The 661-nt window shown below is 62.0% G+C and carries 1 protein-coding gene; it reads left to right on the top strand.

Annotated elements, in window-relative coordinates:
* On the top strand, positions 1-661 hold a 661-nt coding region (locus AS93_RS0118395), incomplete at both ends, for a 4Fe-4S dicluster domain-containing protein (RefSeq protein ID WP_027591930.1).

Raw genomic sequence — 661 nt, 5'->3', positions numbered from 1 at the left:
GTGCATCGGCTGCCACACCTGCTCGATCACCTGCAAGAACGTCTGGACCAGCCGTGAAGGCATGGAATACGCCTGGTTCAACAACGTCGAGACCAAGCCGGGCATCGGCTACCCGAAGGAATGGGAAAACCAGGAGAAGTGGAAGGGCGGCTGGGTGCGTAACCCCGACGGTTCGATCAACCCGAGGATCGGCGGCAAGTTCCGCGTGCTGGCGAACATCTTCGCCAACCCGGACCTGCCGAGCATCGACGACTACTACGAGCCGTTCGATTTCGACTACCAGAACCTGCACACCGCGCCGCTGGGCAAGCACCAGCCGGTGGCGCGGCCGCGCTCGCTGATCTCCGGCAAGCGCATGGAAAAGATCGAGTGGGGTCCCAACTGGGAGGAAATCCTCGGTACCGAATTCGCCAAGCGCCGCAAGGACAAGAACTTCGACAAGGTCCAGGCGGACATCTACGGCGAGTACGAGAACACCTTCATGATGTACCTGCCGCGTCTGTGCGAGCACTGCCTCAACCCGGCGTGCGCGGCCTCCTGCCCGAGCGGCGCGATCTACAAGCGGGAGGAGGACGGCATCGTCCTCATCGACCAGGAGAAGTGCCGCGGCTGGCGCATGTGCATCAGCGGCTGCCCGTACAAGAAGATCTATTACAACTGG

Origin of the sequence: Pseudomonas sp. RL (assembly GCF_000647775.1) — a bacterium.
Lineage (GTDB): Bacteria > Pseudomonadota > Gammaproteobacteria > Pseudomonadales > Pseudomonadaceae > Serpens > Serpens flexibilis.
Note: the sequence above shows the minus strand (reverse complement) of the source record. Positions and strands in the feature narration are given on the sequence as shown.